Origin of the sequence: Janthinobacterium sp. Mn2066, from assembly GCF_049319705.1 — a bacterium.
GTDB lineage: Bacteria > Pseudomonadota > Gammaproteobacteria > Burkholderiales > Burkholderiaceae_D > Janthinobacterium.
Genome location: NZ_JBMOUF010000007.1, coordinates 292,890 through 319,812, shown reverse-complemented (window position 1 = coordinate 319,812; position 26,923 = coordinate 292,890). Strand labels below are relative to the sequence as shown.

The 26,923-nt window shown below is 61.1% G+C and carries 24 protein-coding genes and 1 pseudogene; 13 read left to right on the top strand and 12 right to left on the bottom strand.

The window, feature by feature from the left end; genetic code table 11:
• Positions 1–4: 4 nt before the first annotated feature.
• The 11 genes from ACL9RI_RS15875 (at position 5) to ACL9RI_RS15825 (ending at position 12,172) form a co-directional block, all read left to right on the top strand.
• Positions 5–886 carry a BadF/BadG/BcrA/BcrD ATPase family protein gene (locus tag ACL9RI_RS15875; RefSeq protein ID WP_422727480.1) on the top strand — a complete coding sequence of 294 codons (882 nt, stop codon included), beginning with the start codon at positions 5–7 and terminating at the stop codon, positions 884–886.
• Complete coding sequence (locus tag ACL9RI_RS15870) at positions 880–1,614, top strand: GntR family transcriptional regulator (protein WP_422727479.1); 735 nt, start codon at positions 880–882, stop codon at positions 1,612–1,614. Before ACL9RI_RS15875 ends, ACL9RI_RS15870 begins: the two co-directional genes overlap by 7 nt.
• The gene (gene nagA, locus ACL9RI_RS15865; protein ID WP_422727478.1) at positions 1,611–2,729 is read left to right on the top strand and encodes an N-acetylglucosamine-6-phosphate deacetylase; all 1,119 of its coding nucleotides are present in this window, start codon (positions 1,611–1,613) and stop codon (positions 2,727–2,729) included. The genes ACL9RI_RS15870 and nagA overlap by 4 nt, the downstream gene beginning before the upstream one ends.
• Positions 2,719–3,732 (top strand): SIS domain-containing protein, encoded by a 1,014-nt coding sequence (locus tag ACL9RI_RS15860; RefSeq protein ID WP_422727477.1) that lies wholly within the window; start codon positions 2,719–2,721, stop codon positions 3,730–3,732. Before nagA ends, ACL9RI_RS15860 begins: the two co-directional genes overlap by 11 nt.
• A gap of 124 nt (positions 3,733–3,856) precedes the next feature.
• Entirely contained in the window at positions 3,857–5,125 is a 1,269-nt protein-coding gene (locus tag ACL9RI_RS15855; protein ID WP_422727476.1) for an ABC transporter substrate-binding protein, read from the top strand.
• An 11-nt stretch (positions 5,126–5,136) separates the two neighbouring features.
• Entirely contained in the window at positions 5,137–6,006 is an 870-nt protein-coding gene (locus tag ACL9RI_RS15850; protein WP_422727475.1) for a carbohydrate ABC transporter permease, read from the top strand.
• A gap of 13 nt (positions 6,007–6,019) precedes the next feature.
• Positions 6,020–6,856, top strand: coding sequence for a carbohydrate ABC transporter permease (locus ACL9RI_RS15845; protein ID WP_422727474.1), 837 nt, complete (start codon positions 6,020–6,022; stop codon positions 6,854–6,856).
• A gap of 45 nt (positions 6,857–6,901) precedes the next feature.
• Positions 6,902–8,230 (top strand): MFS transporter, encoded by a 1,329-nt coding sequence (locus ACL9RI_RS15840; RefSeq protein ID WP_422727473.1) that lies wholly within the window; start codon positions 6,902–6,904, stop codon positions 8,228–8,230.
• Positions 8,231–8,244: 14 nt separating this feature from the next.
• Positions 8,245–9,354 carry an ABC transporter ATP-binding protein gene (locus ACL9RI_RS15835; protein ID WP_422727472.1) on the top strand — a complete coding sequence of 370 codons (1,110 nt, stop codon included), beginning with the start codon at positions 8,245–8,247 and terminating at the stop codon, positions 9,352–9,354.
• Between the two features lie 184 nt (positions 9,355–9,538).
• On the top strand, positions 9,539–10,855 hold the full coding sequence (locus tag ACL9RI_RS15830; RefSeq protein WP_422727471.1) for a tetratricopeptide repeat protein: 1,317 nt from the start codon (positions 9,539–9,541) through the stop codon (positions 10,853–10,855).
• A gap of 120 nt (positions 10,856–10,975) precedes the next feature.
• Positions 10,976–12,172 (top strand): DUF5009 domain-containing protein, encoded by a 1,197-nt coding sequence (locus ACL9RI_RS15825; RefSeq protein WP_422727470.1) that lies wholly within the window; start codon positions 10,976–10,978, stop codon positions 12,170–12,172.
• Positions 12,173–12,175: 3 nt separating this feature from the next.
• On the opposite strand, the gene ACL9RI_RS15820 is transcribed toward ACL9RI_RS15825, so the two are convergent.
• The 5 genes from ACL9RI_RS15820 to ACL9RI_RS15800 all read right to left on the bottom strand — a co-directional run bounded on the left by ACL9RI_RS15820 (position 12,176) and on the right by ACL9RI_RS15800 (position 20,491).
• On the bottom strand, positions 12,176–13,288 hold the full coding sequence (locus ACL9RI_RS15820; protein WP_422727469.1) for an acyltransferase family protein: 1,113 nt from the start codon (positions 13,286–13,288) through the stop codon (positions 12,176–12,178).
• Entirely contained in the window at positions 13,285–13,539 is a 255-nt protein-coding gene (locus ACL9RI_RS15815; protein WP_422727468.1) for a hypothetical protein, read from the bottom strand. The genes ACL9RI_RS15820 and ACL9RI_RS15815 overlap by 4 nt, the downstream gene beginning before the upstream one ends.
• An 88-nt stretch (positions 13,540–13,627) precedes the next feature.
• Positions 13,628–14,758 (bottom strand): acyltransferase family protein, encoded by a 1,131-nt coding sequence (locus tag ACL9RI_RS15810; protein ID WP_422727467.1) that lies wholly within the window; start codon positions 14,756–14,758, stop codon positions 13,628–13,630.
• A gap of 112 nt (positions 14,759–14,870) precedes the next feature.
• Positions 14,871–17,630 carry a TonB-dependent receptor gene (locus ACL9RI_RS15805; RefSeq protein WP_422727466.1) on the bottom strand — a complete coding sequence of 920 codons (2,760 nt, stop codon included), beginning with the start codon at positions 17,628–17,630 and terminating at the stop codon, positions 14,871–14,873.
• Between the two features lie 200 nt (positions 17,631–17,830).
• Complete coding sequence (locus ACL9RI_RS15800) at positions 17,831–20,491, bottom strand: TonB-dependent receptor (protein WP_422727465.1); 2,661 nt, start codon at positions 20,489–20,491, stop codon at positions 17,831–17,833.
• A gap of 387 nt (positions 20,492–20,878) precedes the next feature.
• Here ACL9RI_RS15800 and ACL9RI_RS15795 point away from each other — a divergent pair, with 387 nt between their 5' ends.
• Entirely contained in the window at positions 20,879–21,619 is a 741-nt protein-coding gene (locus ACL9RI_RS15795) for a GntR family transcriptional regulator (protein WP_422727464.1), read from the top strand.
• Positions 21,620–21,655: 36 nt separating this feature from the next.
• A pseudogene (locus tag ACL9RI_RS15790) lies at positions 21,656–21,925 on the top strand (GNAT family N-acetyltransferase); the annotation flags it as partial.
• Between the two features lie 336 nt (positions 21,926–22,261).
• Here the strand turns inward: ACL9RI_RS15790 and ACL9RI_RS15785 are convergent.
• The 7 genes from ACL9RI_RS15785 to rpsP form a co-directional block, all read right to left on the bottom strand.
• Positions 22,262–22,597, bottom strand: coding sequence for a DUF3579 domain-containing protein (locus ACL9RI_RS15785; RefSeq protein ID WP_183678590.1), 336 nt, complete (start codon positions 22,595–22,597; stop codon positions 22,262–22,264).
• A 313-nt stretch (positions 22,598–22,910) separates the two neighbouring features.
• Entirely contained in the window at positions 22,911–23,870 is a 960-nt protein-coding gene (locus ACL9RI_RS15780) for a CobD/CbiB family protein (RefSeq protein ID WP_422727463.1), read from the bottom strand.
• Between the two features lie 111 nt (positions 23,871–23,981).
• Positions 23,982–24,641: a CoA pyrophosphatase gene (locus ACL9RI_RS15775; RefSeq protein ID WP_422727462.1), complete on the bottom strand. Its 660-nt coding sequence runs from the start codon at positions 24,639–24,641 to the stop codon at positions 23,982–23,984.
• 84 nt (positions 24,642–24,725) lie between these two features.
• Positions 24,726–25,109 carry a 50S ribosomal protein L19 gene (gene rplS / locus ACL9RI_RS15770; RefSeq protein WP_422727461.1) on the bottom strand — a complete coding sequence of 128 codons (384 nt, stop codon included), beginning with the start codon at positions 25,107–25,109 and terminating at the stop codon, positions 24,726–24,728.
• A gap of 130 nt (positions 25,110–25,239) precedes the next feature.
• Positions 25,240–25,986: a tRNA (guanosine(37)-N1)-methyltransferase TrmD gene (trmD, locus tag ACL9RI_RS15765; protein ID WP_422727460.1), complete on the bottom strand. Its 747-nt coding sequence runs from the start codon at positions 25,984–25,986 to the stop codon at positions 25,240–25,242.
• Positions 25,987–26,036: 50 nt separating this feature from the next.
• Positions 26,037–26,594 (bottom strand): ribosome maturation factor RimM, encoded by a 558-nt coding sequence (gene rimM, locus ACL9RI_RS15760; RefSeq protein ID WP_422727459.1) that lies wholly within the window; start codon positions 26,592–26,594, stop codon positions 26,037–26,039.
• Positions 26,595–26,609: 15 nt separating this feature from the next.
• Positions 26,610–26,861: a 30S ribosomal protein S16 gene (gene rpsP, locus ACL9RI_RS15755; RefSeq protein ID WP_076567307.1), complete on the bottom strand. Its 252-nt coding sequence runs from the start codon at positions 26,859–26,861 to the stop codon at positions 26,610–26,612.
• Positions 26,862–26,923 lie beyond the last annotated feature (62 nt).

Below are 26,923 nucleotides of genomic sequence, written 5' to 3'. Positions count from 1 at the left end.
ACACATGATCGAATACATAATCGGCGTCGACGGAGGGGGCAGCGGAACCCGCGTACGCCTGGCGCGCCCTGATGGACAAGAACTGGGGCAGGGACAAAGCGGGCCTTCCGGCCTGGCCCATGGCATCGAGCGCGCCTGGACGTCGGTGGCGCACGCCGTCACCCTGGCCTTCCGCGCGGCCGGCCTGGCACAGCCGCCCCTGCAGCAGATGGCCATCGGCCTGGGCCTGGCAGGCGTGCACAACAAACAATGGGCCGTCAGTTTCATCGAACACAATCCCGGCTACGCCCACGTGGCGCTGGAGTCCGACGCGCTGACCACCCTGCTGGGCGCCCACGGCGGCAAGCCGGGCGCCATCGTCGCCATCGGCACCGGCAGCGTGGGCGAAGTGCTGCATGCGGACGGCAGCCGCCATGAAGTCGGCGGCTGGGGCTTCCCGTCCGGAGACGAGGCAGGCGGCGCCTGGATCGGCATGCGCGCCATGGGCCATGCGCAGCAAGTGGTCGATGGCCGCGTGGCCGGCAGCGCCTTCGCCACGGCGATCATCGAAGCATCCGGCGGCCATCGCGACGCCATGCAGGCCTGGCTGGCCAGCGCCTCGCAGACCACCTACGCGCAGCTGGCGCGCCTGGTGCTGGAACACGCACCGAACAACGCCGTGGCGCGCAGCATCCTGGTCGAAGCGGGCCAGCAAGTGGCCCTGATCGCCAGCGCACTCGATCCCGATGGCAAGCTGCCGGTCGCCCTGTGCGGCGGCCTGGCGGCGCCCTTGTCGGCCTACCTGCCGGCTGAACTGCTGCAACGCGTCGTGCCGGCCCAGGGCGACTCGGCGGCAGGCGGCCTGCGCCTGATACGCAACCACCTGCGGGAAACAGCGCCATGCTAGCCAAACTCTCGACCTTCAAACCGAATCCCGCCAGCGACACGCCGCTGTACATGCAACTGGCAAACATGCTGTCGGACGGCATCGCCAGCGGCGACTGGCGCGCCAACCAGGCGCTGCCCTCCGAGCGCGTCTTGTCGGACCTGCTGGAAATTTCGCGGGTCACGGCGCGCAAGGCGATCGACATGCTGTGCGACCGCGGCATGCTGACCCGCAAGCGCGGTTCCGGTACCTACATCACGCCCAAGCTGGAGCAGCCGCTGTCGCGCCTGACCAGCTTTTCGGAAGAACTGCGCCAGCGCGGCTTCAAGGCCGGCTCGCGCTGGCTGCAGCGCGATATCGGCGTGGCCGCGCCGCTGGAGCTGCTGTCGCTGGGATTGTCGCCGCACATGCCGGTGGCGCGCCTGCGCCGCCTGCGCACGGCCGACGAAGTGGTGATGGCGATTGAAACGACCACCATCCCGGCGCTGTACATGCCGGACCCGCAGCAGGTGAGCGATTCGCTGTACGGCTACCTGGAGTCGCGCGGCACCATCCCGATGCGCGCGCTGCAGCATATCCGCGCCGTCAACGCCACGCCGGAACAGGCCAAGCTGGCCAATATCAAGACGGGGGAAGCGATGCTGCACATCACCCGTGTCAGCTATCTCGACAACGGCGCGGCAGTGGAGCTGACCCACTCGTATTGCCGCAGTGATTATTATGAATTCGTAGCGGAGTCGCGCAGATGAGCGATGTATTGAATATCCAAGGTAACATCCTGACACCAGGCGGCTGGATCCACGGCGCCATCGAATTCGATGAGCGCGTCAAGGCGATCAAGGGCGACTCGGTCCACCCTTCCCAGAACGGCGACGATTACATCATTCCGGGCTTTATCGACCTGCACGTGCACGGCGGCGCCGGCAAGGACATCATGGAAGGCGGCGATGCGGTGTATACGATTGCCGGCATCCATGCGCGCCATGGCACTACCAGCCTGCTGGCCACCACCATGACGGCGCCGCCGGAAGATATCGACGCAGCCCTGACGGCGATCGGTATCGCGGCCAAAAACCGCCGGCCGAACACGGCCCGCGTGCTGGGCGCCCACCTGGAAGGTCCGTACATCAATTCCGGCAAGCTCGGTGCGCAGCCCAACTATGCGCGCGCCGCCTCGCTGGCCGAAATCGAACGCCTGCAAACCCTGGCCAGGCTGCGCGTGATCACGGTCGCGCCCGAAATCGCCGGCCACCTGGACCTGGTGCGCGCGCTGGCCGACGCCGGCGTGCGCGTGCAGATCGGCCACACGCTCGGTTCGTATGAAGACGGCGTGGCCGCGCTGGAGCACGGCGCGGTCGGCTTTACCCACCTGTTCAACGCCATGAGCGGCCTGCATCACCGCGAACCGGGCATGGTGGGCGCCGCGCTGGCGCATGCCGAATACGCCGAACTGATCCCCGACCTGCTGCACGTGCATCCGGGCGCCATCAAGGTGGCGCTGCGCGCCATCCCGCGCCTGTACTGCGTCACCGATTCAACCGCCGCCACCGGCATGCCGGACGGCGAATACATGCTGGGCCGCCACGCCGTGCAGAAATGCATGGGTGGCGTGCGCCTGCCCGACGGCACCCTGGCGGGCAGCACCCTGACCCTGGACCAGGCGCTGCGCAACCTGGTGGGGCTGGGACTGGACCTGGCCGATGCGTCGCGACGCGTATCGACCAATGCCGCCGATTACCTGGGCCTGGAAGAACGTGGCCGGCTGGCCCCCGGTACTTACGCCGATCTGGTGGTACTCGATCGCGATCTCAAACTCAAAGCTGTGTATATAGAAGGAGAAATCTGTGACCTCAATGATGCTTAAAGAAGCCGTTTCCGCCGCCGAATGCGTCGCCCTGCAACTGGCCAGCGACACCGAGCGCTACGCGGAACTGGGCCGCAAATTGAGGAGCACCTCGTTCTCGACCGCGCTGACCATCGCGCGCGGCAGCTCGGACCACGCCTGCAATTATGTCGCCTACCTGATCATGGCCCGCCTGGGCCGCGTGGTGGCGTCCCTGCCGATGTCGCTGGTGACCCTGAACAAGTCGCCGCTGCTGACGCGCGACACGCTGGCCATCTCGATTTCGCAATCGGGCCAAAGCCCGGACGTGGTCGAACCGATCCGCTACTTCCGCGACGGCGGCGCCACCACCGTGGCCCTGGTCAACGATATCGAATCGCCACTGGCGCACGCCGCCGAATGGGCGATGCCGCTGCGCGCAGGCAAGGAACAAAGCGTGGCCGCCACCAAGAGCTTCATCACCAGCCTGGTCGCTGGCGCGCGCATGGTGTCGCAATGGCAGAACGACCCGGAACTGCAGGCCGGCCTGGAAGCACTGCCTGAAGACTTGCTCAATGCCACCCGCATCGACTGGTCGCCAGCGATCGAGGTGCTGGCGCCGGCCCGCAACATCATGGTGGTGGGCCGCGGCATCAGCTTCCCCGTGGCGCTGGAATCGGCCCTGAAATTCAAGGAAACCTCGGCCCTGCAGGCGGAGGCGTTCAGCGGCGCCGAAATCAAGCATGGCCCGATGGCCCTGATCGAAGACGGCTACCCGCTGCTGATCTTTGCAACGCGCGGCCCTACCCAGGCCAGCCTGCTGCAGCTGGCGACCGAGATGCGCGGCCGCGGCGCCAAGGTCTTGCTGGCCGCCCCGGCCGACGTGGCAGAGCGTGACCTGACCCTGCCCGTGTCGGCCACGCCAGACCTCGACCCTATCGTCGCGATCCAGTCCTTCTATGTGATGGCGGCGCAGTTGTCGGCCGCACGCGGCATGAATCCGGATGCACCGCGTCACTTGAACAAGGTCACAAAAACGAACTAAGCGCAGTACCGGCAGCACCGCCCCCGGCACGGGGCGCTGCTGCCACCCACGATAAGCGACGGCAAGGGCATGTACCCGCGCCGCGGATTCATAAACGATGGAGCCACGGCGCTCCAGGACAAGAATGATGATCAAGAGACTGTTGGCAGCCGTTACCGCCGTGGCCGCTGTGGCCCTATGTGCGCCGCAGGCATACGCTGTCGAGAAAATCGAATTCTGGACCTTCAGCATGAAGCCCAAGTTCACGCCGTATTTCAATGCGGTGGTGGCCAGCTATGAAGCGCAGAATCCCGACGTCAAGATCGAATGGATCGACTTCCCCTGGGATGTGATCCAGACCAAGCTGGTCACGCGCATCGTGGCCCGCACCCCGCCCGCCCTGGTCAGCCTGAACGTGCCCTGGGCCGATGAATATGCGCGCGACGGCTTGCTCACGCCCGTCGATGCGCTGCTCGGCGATGCACGGGCCAACTACCTGCCCAGCGCCCTGGCCGACCTGACCTTCAAGGGCCGCACCTATGGCTTCCCGATGTACAGCAATGTCGCGGTGATCGCCTTCAATACCGCCATCTTCAGGCAGGCCGGCCTCACGCGCGGCCCCGCCAGCCTCGATGAACAGCTGGCGTTTGCGCGCCAGATCGCACAGCGCACGGGCAAGGCCGGCATCGCGCCGGCACTGTCGAAAATCGATGGCCTGTTCATGCAGCAGGGCTTGCCGGTGATCGCCAATAACAAGGCCGTCTTCAATTCGCCGCAGCACGTGGCGCTGGTGCAGAAACTGGCCGACACCTATAAAGTGGGCGGCTTGTTGAAAGAAAGCCTGTTCGCCGAAGATAACTTCCCGGCCGTGATCGACGCCTACAAGGGTGGTCGCCTGGGCATGCTGCTGGCGCCGCCGACGGCCATGCAGCGCATCCGCAGCGACGCCAGGGATATCTACGCCATCACCGACGTGGCGCCGGCGCCGCTGGGCCCGACCGGCATCGCCGATGGCGGCTGGCTGGTGCACTTTGCGGTTCCCAAGGGAGTGGCGCCAGGCTTGCTGCCGGCGGTCGGCAAGTTCGCCCGCTTCCTTACCAACGACGCCAACCAGCTGGCCTTTGCACGCCAGGCCAGCGTCTTCCCCACCACCATCAAGGCGGCGGCCGACCCGTTCTTCCTGTCCACGCCGCCGAACGCAGGCGCAGCGGAAAAAGCCGTGGCCGCCGGCGCCCTGTCGATGAACCATTCGCGTACCCTGTACGTGGCCGGCATCGACGATTACGATGAATTGCGCCGCTCGCTGGTGAAGGCCGTCGAGGCAGGCGTCACGGGCAAGCAGGATGTGCAGCAGGCGCTGGACCAGGCAGTGGCCATCTGGAACAAGAAGCTGGCCACCTTGGCGCCGCACTGAGAAAGACGCAGATGAAACCTTCCCACCGCCGCACCCTGCAAGCCTGGCTCTTTTTGACCCCTGCGCTGTTGCTGCTGGCCGCTTTCTCCTTCTGGCCCGTCGGCTATGGCTCCGTGCTGGCGTTTACCGATTACAGCCTGATACGCGAAACGCGTTTCGTCGGCCTCGATAATTTCCGCTACATCTTCAATAACGAGATGTTTGTCTCGGGCCTGAAAAATTCGCTGCTGTTCTTGCTGATGGTGCCCTTCGTGCAGATCGGCGCGATCTCGCTGGCAGTGCTGGTGAATAACCGCCTGCCCGGCATCCGTTTGTTCCGCGCCGCGTTTTATGTGCCGGTGGTGACCACCGTGTCCGTGGTCGGCATCATGTGGGGCTTCATGTTCCACGAACAGGGCGCCTTGAATTACGTGATGATGACCTTGAAGCTGGTGAATGCGCCGGTGGGCTGGCTGTCGAACGATAGCCTGGCCCTGTTTGCCGTGATGTTCGTCACCCTGTGGCGCGGCCTGGGCTGGTATATGGTGATGTACCTGGCCGCCCTGCAGGCGATCCCGTCGGACATGCAGGAAGCGGCCATGCTCGATGGCGCCAACCGCTGGCAGCGTTTCTGGAAAATCACCGTGCCGATGCTGCGCCCGACCATCATGCTGTGCTCCATTTTATCGGTGCTGGCTGCCTTGAAAGCGTACCAGGAAGTCGACGTGCTGACCCAGGGCGGCCCGATGAATTCCACCTTCACGGCCCTGTACTACGCCTACGACCAGGGCTTGAAACATTTAAAGCTGCCGCGCGCGCTGGCCGCCAGCTTTGTCGTCTCGCTGTTCTGCATCGGCATCGCCCTGCTGTGCCTGCGCTACCTCAAACCAAAACACCGCTGATAGGGGAATGACCATGCAAACCCGTTCCCGCCCGCTGAAGACGCGCTTACAAGTGCTGGCCCATTATGGCGTGCTGTGCGCGATCGCCGTGATCTGCGTGTTCCCCTTCTGGTGGACGCTGGTGACGGCCATTTCCACGGAAGGCAATATCTTCGCGTTTCCGCCCACCTTCTGGCCGAAAGCGCCGTCGCTGGAAAATTTTGTCGAAGTGTTCAACGCCATCCCGATCTGGTCGTTCTTCAGGAACTCGGTGCTGATCGCCGTATTCACGGTCTTCTGGAAACTGCTGCTGTGTTCACTGGCCGCCTATCCGCTGGCGCGCCTGAAATTTCGCGGCCGCAAACTGGTGTTTGGCCTGATCCTGGCGACCCTGGTGCTGCCGTCGGAAGTCAACTTCCTGGTCAACTTCATCACCATCACGCAAATGAGCCTGGTCGATACCTACACGGGCGTGATCCTGCCGAACGTGGTGACGGCGGTGGCCATTTTGCTGCTCAAGCAGGCGTTCGAGGAAGTGCCGCAAGACCTGATCGATGCGGCGCGCGTCGATGGCGCCTCGGAGTGGGTGATCTTCAGCCGCATCATGCTGCCCCTGATTACGCCCTGGCTGGCGACAGTGGGCATCCTGACGGCCGTCGAATCGTGGAATGAATACATCTGGCCCTCGATCGTGATGAGCAAGCCCGATGAATTCCCGCTGTCGGTCGGCGTGCTGTATTTGCGCGGCACCTTCGGCAGCAGCACGCGCGTGGTGGCGGCCGGCACCCTGATCACCATCGTGCCGACCCTGCTGGCCTTCCTGTTCACGCAGCGCTTCTTCATGCGCGGCATGGATGGCGCAGTCAAATAATCATAGAGCACATTAATTCACCCACTGGATGCACGGAGACCTTGAATGACAGAGTTAAGTAAAAACGGCAGCAGCGTCCGCAGCCCGATCACCTGGGTTCCCACGCTGTACTTCGCCCAGGGCCTGCCGTTTTACGCGGTGGCGCTGGTGGCCGGCCTGATGTTCAAGAGCCTGGGTGTGCCAAACGACCAGATCGCCCGCTGGACGGCGATGATCGGTTTCGCCTGGGTCTTCAAGCCGCTGTGGAGTCCCTTCCTGGAACTGGCGCCCAGTAAAAAAACCATGGTGGTGCTGTTCCAGTTCCTCGGTGGCCTGAGCCTGGGCCTGATCGCGCTGGCGCTGCACACGCCGCTGTGGTTCGCCGCCTGCATCGCCGTGCTGGCAGTGGCGGCACTGGCCGCATCGACGCATGACATCGTCTGCGACGGCCTGTATATCGCCAGCCTGTCGAACAAGCAGCAAGCGGCCTACGCGGGCTGGCAAGGCGCGTTCTTCAATGCCGGAAAATTCATTTCGCTGGGTGGCCTGGTGATCCTGGCCGGCTACCTCGAAAAGCAAATCGGCGTCAAGCCGGCATGGTCGGTGATCTTCCTGATCATCGGCGCCATCATGGTGTCGCTGGCCGCCTACCATATCTGGTCGCTGCCACAGGTGCGCAATACCGCCGTGAAGGACAAGAGCATCGCCGGCATCAGCAACACCCTGTGGGAAGTGCTGGTGGACTTCCTGAAAAAGCCCGGCATCTGGGGCATGATCGCCTTCATCATCCTTTTCCGCGCCGGCGAAGCGCAAGTGCAGACCATCGGCCCGCTGTTCCTGCGCGAAGCGCGCGAACTGGGCGGCCTGGGCCTGTCGACGGTGGAAGTGGGCGCCGTGTATGGCACGGCCGGCACGGTGGCCTTTTTGCTGGGCAGCATAGGCGGCGGCTACTTTACTTCCTGGCTGGGCCTGAAACGCGCCATGTTCTTCCTGATCCTGGCGATGAACTTGCCCAACCTGGTGTTTTACTACCTGAGCCACAGCCTGCCGACCGACCTGACCCTGATCACGGCTGCCCTCAGCCTGGAAATGTTCGGCTACGGTTTCGGCTTCGTCGGCCTGATCCTGTTCATGATGCAGGTGGTCTCGGTGGGCAAATACCAGACCGCCCACTATGCGTTTGCCACCGGCGTGATGCAGCTCGGTTTCGTGCTCTTCAAGATGATCAGCGGCGACATCCAGATGGCGCTCGGCTACAAGAATTTCTTCCTGTGGGTGCTGGTGTCGGCCATTCCCGTGCTGGTGCTGTCGCGCTTCATGCGCGTCGGTCCGAAGGAGAATGGCGACAAGCTCGACAAAGCTGAATCCACACAAGCGCCAGCCAGCGCAAGCTAACAACCAGGATCTTCATGGCACAAATCGTTTTAAATAATATCGTCAAGCTGTATGACGACAAGCACCCGGTCATCCACGGCATCGACCTCGACATCCGCGACGGCGAATTCGTGGTGTTTGTCGGCCCGTCCGGCTGCGGCAAGTCCACCCTGCTGCGCATGATCGCCGGCCTGGAAGACATCAGCGGCGGCGAGCTGCATATCGGCGGCAAGCTGGCCAACGATATCGCCCCGGCCGAGCGTGGCCTGGCGATGGTCTTCCAGAGCTACGCCCTGTATCCGCACATGACGGTGTTCGAGAACATGGCGTTTGCCCTGAACCTGGCCGGCCACAAGAAGGCCGAGGTGCGGGCAGCCGTGGAGCGGGCAGCCGACATCCTGCAGATCACGCCGCTATTGAAACGCAAGCCGAAAGACCTGTCGGGCGGCCAGCGCCAGCGCGTGGCCATCGGCCGCGCCATCGTGCGCAAGCCGCAGGTATTCCTGTTCGACGAACCGCTGTCGAATCTGGACGCCTCGCTGCGCGTGCAGATGCGGGTGGAAATCTCGCGCCTGCACCAGGAATTGAAGACCACCATGATCTATGTCACGCACGACCAGGTCGAAGCGATGACACTGGGCGAGCGCATCGTGGTATTCAACGGCGGGCGCATCGAACAGGTGGGCAGCCCGCACGAACTGTATAACCATCCGGGCAACCTGTTCGTGGCCGGCTTCCTCGGTGCGCCGAAGATGAATTTCATCCCCTGCACCGCGGTGGCAGGCGATGCGCACAAGGCCAGCGTGCGCCTGCCCGGCGGCGCCGTCATCGATATCGCCGCCAATGGCAGCGCCATGGCGAACGGTGACAAATTGACACTGGGCGTGCGCGCCGAGCACCTGGGCCTGCGCGGCGCGGCAGATACGCAGGACAACCTGGTCGACGCCACAGTCAGCCATGTGGAGTACCTGGGCGACGTGGCCATCGTCTACGCCAGCATGGAAGGCGTGCCGGACATGCTGGCCGTAAAACAGCCTGCCGAGGAAGAGTTGCTGCAGGCGGGCGACGCCATGCGGCTGTATCTGCCGCCCCAGCGCTGCCTGCTGTTTGATGCCGAAGGGAAGGCATTAGCGCGCACCGTTTAAGACCTGCAGCGGCCGTTTATGTGACAATAGCCGCTGTTTGCCATGCTGGTGCCCTTGGCCTTGTGCGCCCAGAATGGCAGAATACGTGTTTTTTCAAGCTAGCCCGGCCCCTAGTCTTGCCGCCGCCCGCCGCCGCGGCAGCCAGTACCGGCGCATACTTTTGTTATTGATTGAAGGATTGACCATGTCCCAATTCCGCCTTGCCCGTCTTAGCCTGCTCCTGGCCGCCATCGGCCTGAACATGCTGCCCGCCCTGTCGCACGCGCAGGATGCGCAACCTGCAGCGCCTGCCGCAGGCGCGCCGGCTGCCGCTCCTGCCGATACGGTGCGTCCTGAAGTCTTCAAGCTGCTCGATCCGGCAGCCGTGAAAGCGTCGATGGATGCCAAGAACTATGCCGACGTACAAAGCCGCATCGACCAGGCCGCCGCCATCCCGGCCCTGACGCCCTACGAGCTGTTCGTGCTGAACCGCCTGCGCGTGGCCCTCGCTTCGACCACCAACAATGCACCGATGGCCATGACGGCGCTCGAAGCGGTGATCGAATCGGGCAAGCTTGACAAGAAATCACAAGGCGATTTCATCCAGGCACTGGCGAACTACCATTACAACGCCAAGGACTACACCAACGCCATCAAATGGTTCACCCGCTACCAGACCGAGACGGGCGACGTGGCCGGCGTGCGCCAGTACATCATCCGCGCCTATTATTTCAACAACGATTTCGCCCGCGCGAAACAGGAGTTGATGAGCGATATCACGGCCAAGCAGCAAGCCGGCCAGGCGCCGTCGCTGGAAGAACTGCAATTGCTGGCCAATACCGGCTCGAAAAGCAAGGACCAGCCCACCTATCTGATCGCCATGGAAAACCTGGTGCGCTACTACCCGTCGGACGACTACTGGAGCGACCTGCTGGGCCGTGTGCAAAGCAAGGCGGGCTACTCCGACCGTTTCGCGCTCGATATCCTGCGCCTGCAAAACCAGGCCGTGAAAACCATGTCGCCGGAAGACTATAGCGACATGGGCGAAATCGCCCTGCAAAACGCCTTCCCGACCGAAGCGAAAAAAGTACTGGACGCCGGCTTCGCCAAGGGCGTGCTGGGGACCGGCCCGAATGCCGCCAAGCACAAGAAACTGCGCGACCAGGCGAACAAGGCTGCTGCCGACGACGTGAAAAACATCGCCAGCGGCGAAGCCTCGGCCTTGAAGAGCAAGGACGGCACGGGCTTGATCAACCTCGGTTACGCCTATGTCACGATGGACCAGTTCGACAAAGGTATCGACCTGATCCAGAAAGGCATCGCCAAGGGCGGCCTGAAGCGTCCTGAAGACGCCAAGCTGCGCCTGGGCTACTCCTACGCCATGGCCGGCAAGAAGGATGAAGCGATCAAGGAACTGGAAACCATCAAGGGCGGCGACGGCGTCGGCGACCTGGCCCGCTACTGGATCTTCTGGCTGAACCGTCCAGCGACGGCAGCGGCAGTGCCGGCAGCAGCGCAATAATTTGCACGCTTAGCGCGCACCGAAGCGGTTCCCGGCATAGCCCGGAGCCGCTTTTTTTTCGAGCTGGATTTTATCTTTTTCTTAACTTTTATAATTTTAAAATAGGATTTGACCACGACCATGCCGCCAACCATTGCTACGACCACACAAGAACGCCTGATCAGCCTGGACGCCTTCCGCGGCTTCGTGATCCTGGCGATGATCTGGGTCAACTATCTGGGCGGCATGCCGAATATCCCCTACTGGCTGGAACATGCAGGTCCGCGCGCCGACGGCATTACCCTGCCCGACCTGGTGTTTCCCGGCTTCCTGTTCATGGTCGGCATGGCCATCCCGCTGGCCTTGCAGCGCCATTGTGGCAAGGTGACTCCCGCCCTGCTGGGGCGCTTGCTGTGGCGTTCGGCCAGCCTGATGCTGGCCGGCGTGGTGCTGGTCAATGCCTACCGCTACGATGCGCAGAGCGCACTGCTGCCGCGCGCGCTGTATTTCCTGCTGTTTTATGTCGCCATGATCTTGCTGTGGCGCCAGGGCGCGGGGCGCTGGGAACTGGCTGCGGGCGGCGCGCTGATGCTGTTCCTGCTGGCCACTTTTCGCGGCCAGCTCAACGAGGAATTTTCCAGCACCTGGCTGCAGCCGAGCTGGTGGGGCATTCTCGGCATGATAGGCTGGTCTTATCTGGTCTGCAGCCTGCTCTACCTGGCGTGCCATGGCAAGGGCACGGCACTGATGGGAGCGTTTGCCGGCTTGATCGTGCTGTATATGGGCGGTACGGCGGGCAGCCTGGACTTCTTGCCGGCCGGCATCACCAAGCTGGTGAACGTGCCGCAGCTGCTCGGTTCGACGGCGGCCAATGTGATGGCCGGCACCCTGGTGGGACGGCTGTTCCTGCGCGATGCCGCCCTGAGCAACAAACAGCGCATCGTCTCCATGGCCTGGTTTGCCGCCGGCCTGTTTTGCGCCGGCCTGCTGTTGCGCCCGTATCACCAGATCAACAAGATCTTCGCCACGGAATCGTACACGCTGGTGTGCAGCGGCATCGTGCTGGCCATGTTCCTGCTGTTTTACATCGTGATCGATATCTGGCGCTGGCGCGCCTGGGCGGCCCTGCTGCTGCCAGCCGGCGCCAATGCCCTGTTTGCCTACATCGTGCCCGACCTGTGGGAGCAACTGGCCGCCGTGCTGCACCTGCCCCGCTTCTGGTGGCCCTGGTGGGAAACGGGCGGCGCCGCCGGCCTGTTGAACGCCGCCGCCGTCACCGCCCTGATGCTACTGCTGACCTTGCTGGCCAGCCGCTACCAGCTGAAGCTGAAATTTTAGTGCTCATACCTTGATGTAGATCTGGCGCTTGTCCATGCCGTAGGCGATCAGCCAGCACAGCAGCATGAAGCTGGTCGCAAACAGCAGGGACGCCAGATGCGGCGGCGCCCAGCCCACGAACAGCGTGCGGTACAGCCAGTCATATGCGTTCAGGGAGCCAACGCGCACTGTAAACGCAATGATCACCAGCACCATCGACAGCAGGTAAATGAACAGGGTGTTCTTGCCGAACACTTCAAAAAAGTAAGTCCAGCCCGTGAAACGGCGCACATCGATGATGAACATCAATACCACCAGCAGCAGCACATCGAGGCCGATGCCCAGCATCACGTAAGAGCTGGTCCACAGCTTTTTATTGATGGGGAAAACAGGATTCCAGCACAGGGCCACGGCCACGCAGATGGCGCCCGCCACGGCCAGCTGGTACAGGCTGCGGCGCAGCTGCGCCGGCGCCGTCTGGCGCAAGAAGCTGCCCGCCAGGTAGCCGGCGATCACGTTGACAATCGATGGCAAGCTGCCGAGGATGCCTTCCGGGTCGAAGGCCATGCCCTCGCCATGGTAGAGGTGGCGCTCGCCCAGCAGGAACAGATCGAGCCTGGACGCCGCATTGCCCTGCAGCGTGTAATCGCCCCAGTGCGCGAGGATGGCCCAATAGCCCAGCAAGGCCACGGCGGAAAACAGCAGCGCGCCGCGCGCCTTCCAGTAATGCAGGATCAGGGCGGCGGCCAGGTAGCACACGGCGATGCGCTGCAGCACGCCGGGAATACGCACCTGCGACAGCGGCGTCCAGGCAAACTGGCCCGCGGCATCGATCTTAAAGAAGGGAAACCAGTACAGGAAAAAGCCCAGCAGGAAAATCAGCGCGCTGCGCCTGAACAGCTTGGCCAGCACGGCGCCATGCCCCAGGTTTTCATATTTGCCCAGCGCAAAGGCCAGCGCATTGCCGACGACAAACAGAAAGCTGGGAAACACCAGGTCGGTCAAGGTAAAACCATGCCAGTCGGAATGCAGGAACGGCGCATACACGGTGTCCCAGTCGCCCGGTGTATTGACAACGATCATCAGCGCCACGGTCAGGCCGCGCAGGACGTCGAGTGCGAGATAGCGCTGGCTCATGGTTGCGCCTCCAGGATACGCGCCAGGGCCGTGCCAAGCACCTGCTCGCCACCGCAGCAGATATCGGCAAACGCATGCCGGATCAGGCTGACATTGCTGGCGCGGATATTAATGCCGCTGCCAGGGAAAACGGCCGATTTCCAGCCCGGGTAGTACGCCACCGCTTCCGGCGCTGGCGCAGCAACAGCGGCGGCCCCGGCAGCCAGCGGCAAGGCGCAGGCAAGGCAGGCAAACATTGCGTGTAATTTCATCGTGATGATCTCGCTACATAAAACTCAACATAAAAGCCGGCGCCCAGCCATACAGCGCCGCGCCGGCCACTTCAAACCAGTTGACGCTTCAAACCTTGATATAAATCTTGCGCCGGTCCATGCCATACGCGATCAACCAGCACAGCATCATGAAGCTGACGGCAAATAGCAGGGAAGCCACAGGTGGCGATGCCCAGCTTTGGAACAGCGCGTCGTAGAGCCAGCGATATGCATGTTGCGGGCCGATGCGAATGTTAAAGGAGATCAGTACCAGCACGATCGACAGTACGTAGATGAACAGGGTATTTTTACCGAAAACTTCGAAAAAATACGTCCAGCCCGTGATCTTGCGCACGTCGGTGACAAACATCAGCAGTGCCAGTATCAGCAAATCGAAACCCACGCCCAGCATGACGTAGGAACTGGTCCACAGTTTTTTATTGATGGGAAATACCGCATTCCAGCACAGGGCCACGGCAATGCAAATGCAGCCTGCCAGCATCAGCTTGCGCAAGCTGGCGCGCAGCCGATCCGGCGCGGTCCGGCGCAGCAGGCTGCCCGCCAGATAGCCGGCGATCACGTTGACCGTGGCCGGCAACGCGCCGAGTATGCCCTCGGGATCGAAAGCGACGCCTTCGCCGTGGTACAGGTGCGCCTCGCCCAGCAGCCACACGTCCAGCTTTACCGCCGCATTGCCCTGCAAGGTATAGTCGCCCCAGTACGCCAGGATGGCCCAATAACCCAGCAAGGCCACGGCACTGAAGACCAGTGCGCCACGCGTTTTCCAGTAATACAGGACCAGTGCGGCGGCCAGGTAGCACACGCCGATGCGCTGCAGCACACCGGGCAGGCGAACCTGCGACAGCGGCAGCCAGGCAAACTGTCCCGCTTCGTCAATCTTAAAGAAAGGAAACCAATACAGCAAAACACCGAGCAAAATGATCAGCCCGCTGCGCCTGAACAGCTTGGCCAGCACGGCCCCCTGGCCCAGCTTTTCATATTTCTCCAGGGCGAATGCCATGGCATTGCCTACCACAAATAGAAAGCTGGGAAAACCCAGGTCTGTCAAGGTAAAGCCATGCCATTGGGCATGCAAGAACTGGCTATAAAAAACACCCCAGTCACCCGGTGTATTAAACACGATCATCAGGGTGACAGTCATGCCGCGCAACACATCGAATGCGAGATAACGTTGAGAGCTATGCGTTAAATTAGTCATGGTTCGGTCGTATGGAGAAGTCAACAACCATCTCCCTGCAGCTGGCAGGGGGATGGCAAGCCAACCTGCCGGCGCCTGGCAAGACCGGGGCAGCAGGTTTTATCAGGGATGACTACAGCTTGGCGCGCAAGCCAAAATAGTATTGGCGGCCATTCGAGTACAGCGCCGTCGGCTGGTCCTTGTTGGCGCCGTAATACTTGAGCACCGGATTGTTCAGGTTCAGCACGTCAAAGGTCAGCGAATAGCGCTCGTCGATCTTGTAATTGATCGACGCGGCCAGGTTGCCCACGCCATTCACATACTGCGGCGAACTGCTGAACAGGCCGGCCAGGAAGCTGGAGCGGTAGGTGTAGGCCAGGCGTGCGCTCAGGCGCGCATCCTCGTAATAGCCTTCCACGTTGTACGTGCCCTTCGAGCTGCCCACCACGGCGGCGCCATCGGCCGCCTTGCCATTGGTATAGGTGTAATTGCTCACCACGCCGAAGCCGCCCCACAGCCCCTGCTGGTAACTGAGTTCCACCCCCTTGTTGGTGGCGCCGATATTGGTCGGCGACTGGATCACATAGGTGTTAAATTTCTTGAACGTATTGTTGTAGTAGGTCACGGGCGCCGTGCCGAAAGTGACATACGACTTCATGTCCATATAAAACACACCGGCAGACAACATGGCCTTGGGCGCGAAATACCATTCCAGGGTAGCGTCGTAATTGGTCGAACGGATCGGTTTCAAATCGGGATTGCCACCCGTGCCGGTCAGCAGCTGGTCATTCAGGTTGACGGCCCCCACCAGCGCGCTGTAATCGGCGCGCGCCATGGTTTTTGCCACCGCGGCACGGGCCACCAGGTCCTTGCTCAGGTCAAACTTGAAGTTTGCACTGGGCAATACGTCCGTGTAGCTGTGCTTGACGACGGTCGGCGTGTACGTGCCAAACACGTTTTCCTGGCCGATCGGATTCGGTCCGCCCGGCACGTTCGTCACCGTCGTCTGCTGCGTGCGCACCAGGCGCACGCCCACGTTGCCGCGCCATTTATTGCCCGACAAATTGGCCATCACATACGCGGCGCTATCCTTTTCCTTTACGTCCAGTTCGGCTGGCCAGTTGCGCGAATTGGGGCCGCCGGAAGTATCGTATTGATTGGCCCACGCTACCAGGTCGGCCGGATTGAGCTGCCAGTAGCGGCCATAGCCGCCACCGCCGAGGCCCTTGCCATAGTCGCCCGGATAAGTGGCGCCGTTCCAGGCCGGCAACGGTGCATTGGTGCTGCCATCGCACAGGGCGCAGCTGCGGTTTTCCGGCCACGCCACGTTGCGGTGGTGCTCCGCATAACGGGCGCCGAATTTCAGCGATTCGAGCACGCCCATATCCATGCTCAGTTCAGCGTCGGCCTGGCCGTATTTTTCCGTGTCCAGGGTTTCCACGTGGGAACCCCAGGCCGAAGCCGTGACGACATTGCCGAACTTGGACACATCGAGGCCAGGGAAGTTCATCTTGGCCGGTGACAGGCTGTTCAGTTGATACGACACGCCGATGCCGCTCAGGCCCGCTTCGTAGCCGAGGTCCACCGGCGTGTTGCCGAGGCCGCGCGTATAGCCCAGGCTGCCCGTGATACGCAGGCGGTCGCTGGCGCGGTAACTGCCATTGAAGTCGATGTACGCGGTCGAGGAATTCGAGCCGGGACGGTAGATCTGGTCCACCAGGCCGGGATACAGCTGGCCGTTGTAGGGCGTGGCGCCGGCAACGGGGTATTGCGAAGCAGGAATTTCTGCCGCCACCAGGGTATTGTTCCTGACCGTAAAGGCACTGGGGATCACGCCCACATGCTTGCCGTCATTGTCCACCGCATTGAGGTTGGCGCCCGGCTGGTTATAAAAGCTGCGGTTGTAGTTGGCCGCGTCGAGCTTGGAGTAAAAACCGTTCACGTCCAGCATCAGGTCATTGGTGGGCTTGAACTGCAAGTCGATGCTGCCGCCCTGGCGCTTGCGCACCTGCTCGAACAGCGCGGCGTTGATGCCCAGCGGGGCCAGCACGCCGGCCAGTTCCGGATACTTTTGCGCGGCCGGGCTGTTGGCGTCGATGGGCGCATAACCAAAGAATTCCTGGCCGTCGCGGCGCTCGTGGCGCTTTTCAGAAAACACCTGGAACAGCACGCCCATGGTCTTGGCTTCATTCTTCCAGTTGAACAGGGCATTCATTTGCGGATCGGTCTTGCCGGGCAAGTCGGCATAAATCGCCTGCACCGCCAGTTCGGCCGTGAACGGATCCTTGAAACTCAGCGGCTTGCGCGTTTCGATATTGATCGAACCGGCCACGCCCCCTTCCACCAGGTCGGCCTGGGCACTTTTCTGCACCGTGACGCGGCTGACGATTTCCGATGGCAGCAAGGCAAAGCTGACGCTGCGCCCCACGGTGCCGACTTGATCCGTGACAAACCAGTCGCCCGTGCCCACCGCATGGCCATTGATCAGGGTTTGCGTGAGGCTGGGACTGGTGCCGCGGATGCTGACCCGGTCGTTCTCGGAAAAACCGCCCTCGCCGCCGGCCGACGATGAAATGTTGACGCCCGGCACGCGCTGCACGGCGTCGGCCACGTTCTTGTCGGGCAACTTGCCGATATCTTCGGCGCTGACCACGTCGATCACGGAATCGCTGTTGCGCTTCTGGCTCAGCGATTGTTCCAGCGAAGCACGGATGCCCGTCACTATCACCGCCTGCATGGACGGATCGGTGGCGGCAGGGGCAGGATCGGCCTGCTGCGCCTGCGCCGCCATGCTGATCGCCAGCAGGGCGACGGCGGCAGCGGCAGGACGCAAGGTGGTACCAAGGACAGGGGGAAATACGGAAGGGAAAACGGCATGCAAACGACTGTTCATAAGCTCCTCGGTTTATAGGTATGCCGCCGGTGGCGGGGTGTTTTATATGAAGACAGAAGGCAACGGCTGAGGTACTACGGCAGGACAGGCGTACGGATCGGACGCCGAAAAAAAAGCAAGCCGCCTGCAACAGGGACTTGCTTAAAGAAAGATCTGGGAAGAAGCTGGCCTGGCGCACAGGCGCCAGGCCATATCACTGCTTACAGCTTGCCGCGCACACCAAAATAGTAGGTGCGGCCATTGCTGTAGAACGCGCGTGGCTGATCGCGGTTCTCGGCGTACATCTTGATGGTCGTGTTCGTCAAGTTCAGGGCATCGAACGTCAGAGTGAAATGTTCGTTGATCTTGTAGTTGATCGAACCGGCCAGGCCGCCGCTGCCTTCAACGTGCTGGCTGGCGCCACGGTCCACGCCCGCCTTGTAGGACGAACGATAGTTGTAGGCCAGACGTGCGCTCCAGGCATTGGCTTCATAGAAGCCCGTCACGTTGTAGGTATTGCGCGATGCATTGATCAGCTCATCGCCATTGTCCAGCTTGCCATCTGCATAGGTGTAGTTGGCCAGCACGCCGAAGTCGCCAAACAGCGGTTGCTGGTAGCTGAATTCCGCGCCCTTGTTCTTGCCGGTGGTGTTGAATGGCGAGGTGATCAGGTACACGGCATTGGCGTTGCGCTTGCTGTTGAAATAGGTAGCGCTGACGGTGCCGTTCGACACGACCGATTTCAGGTCCATGTAGAACAAGCCCACCGAGAAGGCCGATTTCGGCGCGAAGTACCACTCGGCGCTCACTTCGGCATTATCGGACTTGACCGGATTGAGCGCGACGTTACCGCCGCTGCCGCTCAATGCATCGTCGTTCAGCGAAACCGAGCCACCCAGTGCGCTATAGTCAGGACGGGCGATGGTACGGGCGATCGCTGCACGCACTACCAGGTCGTTACGCACGTCAAACTTGATGTTGGCGCTAGGCAGGTAGTCGTTGTAGGTACGCTCGTACAGGTGCTGCGAGTACGGGCCCCAGTCGGAACCGGTAATCGTGCCGCCAGCCTGGTTGACCAGGGTCGATTGCTTGGTCTGCACAGCGCGCAGGCCGAAGTTACCGCTCCAGTTGTCGCCGGTCAGGTTAGCCATGCCGTAGACGGCCGAGGTTTTTTCCTGCAGCTTGAATTCGTCGGTCCAGTTGTGGCGACGCACATAGTCGAACAAACGGTTGCCAGGCGCCGCGCCCCAGGCGCCCAATGCCGCACCGTCATACTTGAAGTAATTGTTCGTCAGGTTGCCGCCCAGGTTCTTGGCAAAGTCGCTCGGATACATGGTGCCATTCCAGACCGGACCCGGATTGGAAAAACCCAGGGCGCCCGGACGGGTTTCAAACGGATGCTCGGCACTGCGTTTATGGTCGGTGAAACGGCCACCGAACTTGACCGAATCCCAGATGCCGCTGGACAAGCGCAGCTCTGCATCGAGCTGGGCATATTTTTCCTTATCGATGGACTGCGATTCCCCGCCACCGGCCCATGCTGTCGAGCCTGGTTTATTGGTGGTGCCGCCTGGATAGGAAACGCTCGCCGGGCTCATGCCGTTCAACTGGTACACCATGCCGCCATCGACGTTGTTTTGGTAGTACACGTCGTCGCGGTCATAGCCTACGCCACGGGTCGAGCCGAGCTTGCCGGTCAGCGTCAGGTCCTTGGTGGCGCGGTACTTGAAGTTGAAATCGATATATTGCGATTTACCGCCTGCATTAGGACGGTAGATATTGTCGACCTCGCCTGAGTTCTGGGTAAACGAACCGCCCGTCAGGGTGCCGTTCTTGACCGTGTAATTGGTCGGCACCAGATTGGCGGTGTTGACCGAGTTGGCAGGGGCCGCCAGCCAGTTGGTATTTTGATGCGGCGCTTTCAGTTCCGAGTAGAAACCGTTCAAATCCAGGGTCAGGTCCTTGGTTGGCTTGAATTCGATATCGAATGCACCGCCTTCACGTTTTTTCTTTTGCTCGAACAGCGATGCACCGATAAAGGTCGGCACTTTCACGCCAGCCAGTTCCGGATGGGCCTTGGCTGCAGCGCTGTCAGCCAGGATCGGGGTGTAGCCCAGGATTTCCTGGCCGTCGCGGCGCACGGTCGATTTTTGCGAGAAACCCTGCACCATGATGCCAAAGGTATTGTCATCATTTTTCCAGTTCACCAGGCCCGAGAACTGCGGATCGGTCTTGCCTGCCAGGTCGTTATAAAAACCCTGGATCGAGCCTTCTGCCGTGATCTTGTTCTTGAATTCCAGTGGACGGCGGGTGATCACGTCGATGGTGCCCGACACACCGCCTTCAGGCAGGTCGGCCGTGGCGCTCTTGTGCACGACCACCGAGCTCACCAGTTCCGATGGCAGCAGGGAGAAGCTGCTGCTGCGGCCGACGTTGCCGCCGAATTGATTCAACACAAACCAGTCACCGGTGCTGATGGCATGGCCATTGAACAGCGTTTGCTGGAAGCTGGGGCTGGTGCCGCGCAAGCTGACGCGGTCGTTTTCACCAAAGCCGCCTTCACCACCGGCCGACGATTGCGTATTCACACCTGGCAAGCGCTGGATCGCGTCAGCCACGTTACGGTCTGGCATTTTGCCGATATCTTCGGCCGTCACCACTTCCACCACGGAATCAGCATTCCGTTTTTGCTTCAGCGATTTTTCCAGCGATGCGCGCACGCCGGTCACCGTCACGGTGGTCAGATCATCGGCCGGTGCTTCTTGCGCCTGCGCCGAAAAAGCCAGGCCAGCGACCATCACGGCAACGGCCATGGCGATCGGCGTACGGCTGCGCGATCCGGATTTCACAACGACAGCAGCAGGTGTCAAATTGCTTTTCATGTACTCCCCCTTGATTTGGGCCCCAGGATGGAACCTTTTCATTTTTAACGTAGATCTTCTTGACAGTCGGCTCCCAACTGGCAGCCTCTGCAGATCCTTCTGTCAACCACTTACAAAACCAATTCAACTCCAATATACTACTAACCAATACCACAGCACTACCAGTTGAAACATTTTTTTCATAACGTTGTTTGAAACACACAGACCACTTTGTCTCTATTCTGTGCTTCACTCTGGGAACAGCGATAAATACCAGCCGTGATTTTCACGCAATTGCCGCCTTGACCATGAAAATTGGTTTTATAACGGCCTTTTTTGGTATTATCCAGCGACGAAAAACACATGCAGAGCGCGTCCATAACGCGCCATAACGGAGACGCCCACCGTATGACTACCCTGGCTCAAATCATGCAAGGCCTGGGGCAAACCAGCAGCCTGCCCCTGTACCAGCAATTGCAGCGTGCGCTGCGCGAAGCGATCGACAAACGCATCCTTGGCCCGGACGAAGCGCTGCCGGCCGAACGCCAGCTGGCGATGGACCTGGCCGTGTCGCGCATCACCGTGCGCAAGGCCATCGATGGCCTGGTCAGCGAAGGCTTGCTGGTGCGGCGTCCCGGTTCCGGCAATTTCATCAATACACGCATCGAAAAGAATTTTGCCAAGCTGACCTCGTTTTCCGAAGACATGCGCGCCCGTGGCCGTACGCCGCGCAGCGTGTGGCTGAAGCGCTCGGAAGGCACGGTCACGCCGGAAGAAGCGCTGCGGCTGCGGCTCTCGCCCGGTGCGCCCGTGTACCGCTTTCACCGCATCCGCTATGCGGACGAAGTGCCGATGTGCCTGGAATACGCGACCATCGTGGCCAGCTGCCTGCCGGCCCTGGAAGCGGTGGATATTTCCATGTACGACGCGCTGGAACAGGCAGGCAACCGCCCCGTGCGCGCCTTGCAACGCCTGAGTGCGCTATTGCTGACGGGCGAACAGGCGACCCTGCTGCAAGCGGAGGAAGGCGATGCTGGCCTGTCGGTGGAACGCCTGGGTTTCTTGCGCGATGGCCGCGCGGTGGAATTCTGCCGCTCCTACTTTCGCGGTGACATGTATGACTTTGTGGCAGAATTGAGTACGAGCTAAGTAGCAATCAATGCCAGCCGCAATACGGGATAGGAGATGTCCATGCCAGTGCCGCTTCTCCCCCCTTGCAACCATCCACTGGTCGAGATCCGGCCGCTGCTGGCGGCCGACATACCACACTGGTATGCCTATCTGCGCGATCCGGAAGTCATCCGCCACACCAGCTGGCAGCTGCGCGACATCCATGATCTGTATGCGCTGTTCAACCGCTACCGGAGCGAGGGAGCGGAGACGCCGCTGCGTTTTGCGATTGCAGAACGTTGTGCAGACGGCAGCACGGGCCGCCTGATCGGCAGCGTGGGATTCAACCAGCGCTCGCACTTGCACCGTCAGGCGGAAATCGCCTACGACCTGGCGCCCGCCTGTGGGGACGCGGCATCGCCACCGCCATCTGCCTGGCGGCCAGCGACTGGGCATTACGATCACAAGGCTGCCTGCGCGTACAGGCTTGCGTACTCGACACCAATGCGGCATCGATACGGGTGCTGGAAAAAGCGGGATTCGAACGGGAAGGCTGGCTACGCGCCTACCGCGTGGTGCGGGGCGCACCGGGGGATTTTTTCATGTATGCGCGCGTGGCGCCTGCAGCTGCTGCATGAAGCACGCCTGGCACCCGGCAGCGCGGGGCCACTGCAACGCAGCTTACTTTTCGTCGGGGTGCGGCAGGAAACAGGCTTCGACGATTTGCAGGTCGTTATCCTTGGCGAACTCGCGCACGAAGTGAAACGCCATCGGTTCGATTTCCCGCAGTTTGGTATTGACCACCACCGATTTCACGCCATTGACCAGGGTCGGGCGCACGTAGGGCGAATATTGCAGGTGCGCATTGCGCCCGCCGCCTTCAGGATTGAAACAGGACATCACACCGCACAGGCGCTCGGCCCAGTCGCTGGGGCGAAACTGCTTGCCATTGCTGGTGAGACCTAGGATAAAGAACTCGTCTGAGAGTTCTCCGTTGTTTTGAGATAACTCGGCCATGTGGCTTGTCGGGACTGGATTGCGTGAATGGCCCCGGCGGCGAAGCCGGGCTGGTATTTCAACTGCGGTATTTAAATTACATCGACTACATTGCCATGCTTGCTACTACCTTGCTCTGCGGCTACTGCAGTCAGTCAGTATTATATCTTATAGAAGACCTGGGTTCTAGCCCGATCTGCAGCGCAGATGTAAGCAGATATGAACGATCAAAAAAAACAGGGCTGGCGCGCACTACGCGCCAGCCCTGCATTCTACCTCTGTTCACCCCGCAATGCGCATACACAGCTGCGATGCGGATGCGGCAGACCCGGCCTTAACCGAGCCAGACGGCGCCTGACATCAACAGCAGTAACAGCATCCACAGCAGCAAGGCGCGCCAGACCAGGCCAACCGTGCTCTGCAAGGCGCGCGGGCCAGGCTCATCGCCGGGCAGGATATCGCTTTCGCTGTCGCTGTCATCGACCGCCATGTCGGGCGTGACCACCACGCGGGCCGCTGTTTCGGCAGGCGTACCCAGGCGCACGCCCATGGCGCCGCCGCCTGCCGTCAGGATGATGCCGATCGCTTCATTCTGCCAGCGGTGGGCAAAGTTGCGCCAGGCATAGATGGCATCTTCAAAATTGCCCACCACGGCAAACGCCACGGCCGTCAGGCGCACGGGGATCCAGTCGATCCAGTAAAAGGCGCGTTCGGCGAACTGGCCGAATGCTTCGTTGCGCATGTGTTCCGGTTCATTCCAGGCGCGCGCCAGGTATTCGGCCACGCGGTACATCACGGCGCCGGCCGGGCCGATCGGCATCAAAAACCAGAAGAAGACGCCAAACACATTGCGATGGGTGGTGATCAAGGCTTTTTCGACGGCGATGCGCGAGATTTCACTCACTTCCATGCCCACCGTATCTTGCTTGGTCCACTCGGCCAGCAAGGTGCGCGCGGCCGCTTCGTCACCCGCGCTGAGGGCCAGCTGGATCGACGTGAAGTAATGGCTATAATGGCGGAAACCCAGGGTCAGGTAGACGATCAGGATATTCCAGGCGAAGGCCACCGGGGTCAGCTTGTAGTACTGCAAGACCCAGTACACACCCGCCGTCGGCACCATCAGCATGGCCAGCATCAGGAACCAGCCCATGCGGCCATGGCTGGCATGGCCGGCATTGAACCAGGTCTCCATGCGCATCGCCAGGCTCTTGATCCAGGCGTAGATCGGGTTATCCGCGCGCAAAGGTTTGAGCTGCTCGATCAATAATGCGCAAAGTATGGAGAGAAATGTCATCAAACGTCCTTTTTTGTCTTTTTCAGCAATGCCGCAATGCCCGCTACGATAGCGCAGTGCCGTGCTGGAATCAAACTTATTACGTGCGGCACGGATTTTTGCAGGCGCACTTCAAGCCCGCAACAGGTGAAACAGGTTGCGCAGCATGCCTGCGGTGGCGCCCCAGATAAAGAACCGCTCATACGGCATGGCATAAAAGGAACGGCGCCCGCCCGGCAATTCCACGGACAGGCGCTGATGATGCGCGCCATTCATCAGGAAGGCCAGCGGCACTTCGAAGATTTCCGCCACCTCGGACGGATCGGCCCGCAAGCTGAACGGCGGCGTGACCAGCCCCACCACCGGCGTGACCCGGTAACCGGTGCCGGTCAGGTAATCGGGCAGGCAGCCCAGCACTTCGACGTGGTCACGCGCCAGGCCTACCTCCTCTTCCGTTTCGCGCAAGGCAGTGGCTACCGGCGTCACATCATATTCTTCGCTACGGCCACCGGGAAAACTGATCTGGCCTGCATGGCTGCTCAGGTGGTCGGTACGCATGGTCAGCAGCACGCTCAAGCCGTGCGGGCGCTGAACAAGGGGAATCAGCACGGCAGCCGGCACGGGCGTGGCGCGCGTGGACAGCGCCGCTTCGGGAATCTCGGCTTGCCAGGCGGGCGGTGCCGCCAGGCGCTCGCGCAGCCAGTCCGGCGCCAGGCGCGCAGCATCGAGCGCCGCTTCGCCAGCGATCGCATCGACAGCTAATTGCTGTGGATCAAATGTGAGTGTCGTCATGCAGCCCTCCTGGACATCCATTCTGCGCTGAAATAAAAAAGGGGGTACCGATGGTACCCCCCTTTTCCAAGGCAGACGCTGATATTACGCGCTTGCTTTTGCCGCAACGCGACGGTTTGGCAGTTTTTCTTTGATACGAGCCGATTTGCCCGAACGCTCACGCAGGTAGTACAGCTTGGCGCGGCGAACATCACCACGGCGTTTCACTTCGATCGAAGCGATCAGCGGCGAGTACAGCTGGAACGTACGCTCAACGCCTTCGCCCGACGAGATCTTACGAACGATGAAGTTCGAGTTCAGGCCGCGGTTACGACGGGAGATAACGACGCCTTCGTATGCCTGGGCGCGCTTGCGGGTGCCTTCGACTACGTTGACGTTGACGATAACGGTATCGCCAGGTGCGAAATCAGGAATGGTTTTACCCAGGCGGGCAATTTCTTCCTGCTCTAATTGTTGAATCAAGTCCATTTTTATAACTCCGAAAACCATCATGCCGGCGCACTGTGGATAGCGCACTATCCGCCCGGTAGAGGATGGGTACTACATATGGGCAACATGCCCGGCACTACAACCACCCTGTCCGCCTTCCGAAGAAAGCTTACAGGCTGGCCAAAAATTGTTCGTCGGTCTTGCTCAGCAAGCCGGCGGCACGCGCGCCGGCCAGCAGATCCGGACGCTTTTTTGCGGTCGCTTCCAGCATGCGCTGGCGGCGCCACTTGACGATCTCGGCATGATTGCCACCCATTAAGACGGATGGCACGGCCACGCCTTCATACGTTTCAGGCCGCGTGTAATGGGGCGAATCGAGCAAGCCATTGACGAAGCTGTCTTCGATCGCCGACGCCTCGGTGTTCAAGACACCGGGCAACAAGCGGATCACCGCATCCATCAAGGCCATGGCAGGCAATTCGCCACCCGACAACACGAAGTCGCCGACGCTGATTTCTTCATCCACACAACGGTCCAGCAAACGCTGGTCGACCGCTTCATAACGGCCGCACAAAATCACCAGGCCAGGTTCGGCTTTCAACTGCGTGACACGCTCGTGCGTCAATGGACGGCCTTGCGGCGACATGAACACCACGCGCGGCGCGGCCAGGCCAAGCTCCGCCTGGCGCTGCTTGGCGGCGTTGATCGTCGCTTCGAGCGGGCGGGCCATCATCACCATGCCGGGGCCGCCGCCATACGGGCGGTCATCCACGGTACGGTGATTGTCGGTCGTGAAATCGCGGGGATTCCACAAAGACAAGCCACATTTTTTCTGTTCGAAGGCACGCCGGGTTACCCCCGACTGCGTCAGCGCGGCAAACATTTCCGGGAACAGGGTCACGACATCAAATTGCATCGTTCACCCTTTCCAAAAACGTTGCCCGGCGCAAAATGGGCGCAATCGGCTTAATAATCCAGGCCCCAGTCGACCGTAATCTTCTTGCCGGCCTTGTCCACGTTAATGACAAACTGGCCAACAAACGGGATCAGGCGCTCGGGCGCCTTTTCAGCGGTGTCGTCGGGGTTCTCGACCGGAGTGATACGCAATATCGATTGCGGACCATTGCTCATCATGTCGTTCACTACACCGAGGCACTCGCCTTGTAAATTCTCAACTGTCAGCCCGATCAGATCGGACCAATAAAACTCATCGGCTGCCAGCGTAGGGAAATGGCTACGCGGAATATGCACAGAGACGCCTTTCAGCGCTTCTGCGGCATCCCGCCCTACCACACCCACCAGCTGGGCCACGACGTCGCCGCCGTGTAACTTCGCCTGCCTGACATTGACGTCATGCAAGGTCGGTTTATCAAACCACCAGGTTTTAACGTTTAATAATGCATCCGCGTCGTCGGAGAAAGGAGTGATCCTGACCCCGCCAGCAATGCCATAGGCACCGGAGACATAGCCTACCTGTACCAGGTCATCGGGGACTTTCACCCCGGATGCAGTCTTGACCGTCAAACCAGTGATCTGAAATTAAGCTGCTGCTTTGCCGTTGCTGGCAACCAGGCGAGCAACGGTTGGCGACAATTGTGCGCCAACGCCTTGCCAGTAGGCCAGACGGTCTGCGGTGATACGCAGTGGAACTTCGCCACCTTGCGCCATCGGGTTGTAAAAACCGATACGCTCAATGAAGCGACCATCGCGGCGATTGCGCGAATCAGTAGCGACGATGTTGAAGAACGGGCGCTTCTTGGCGCCTCCACGAGCTAAACGAATAACGACCATAATATTTCCAAAAAGTGTGCTGAGGCGGAAAAAGCCGCAAATTATAGCGCGCTTTACCGCCA